This is a genomic window from Vogesella mureinivorans, from assembly GCF_007644035.1.
GTDB lineage: Bacteria > Pseudomonadota > Gammaproteobacteria > Burkholderiales > Chromobacteriaceae > Vogesella > Vogesella mureinivorans.
Map to the genome: position 1 here is coordinate 1 of NZ_VMTV02000595.1, position 323 is coordinate 323.

A 323-nucleotide genomic window follows, 5' to 3' on the forward strand; every position below is an offset into this window, starting at 1 on the left:
GATGACGGTGGTGCGCTCGGCCACGACGGCCGGCGCCGGCCGCGGGGCCGGGCCCGGCATTGTAGGCAGCAAGCGGGTCGCGCCGCGCGCCGCTGACCCCGCTCGCGGCCTGAGGTTCCCGATCGCGCTGCTACAATCCGCGCCCGCTTTCGCCGCCCGGCCCCGCCATGACCTGTCGCACCCGCTTCGCCCCCAGTCCTACCGGCTATCTGCACATCGGCGGCGCCCGCACGGCGCTCTACTGCTGGCTGGCTGCGCGCCACGAAGGCGGGCAGTTCGTGCTGCGCATCGAAGACACCGACCGCGAGCGCAGCACCCAGGAG

Annotated in this window: 1 protein-coding gene; it reads left to right on the top strand. The window is 74.6% G+C overall.

Annotated elements, in window-relative coordinates:
• Positions 1-167: 167 nt before the first annotated feature.
• A partial coding sequence (locus FLQ44_RS16440) for a glutamate--tRNA ligase family protein (protein ID WP_240801312.1) occupies positions 168-323 on the top strand: 156 nt, incomplete at its 3' end.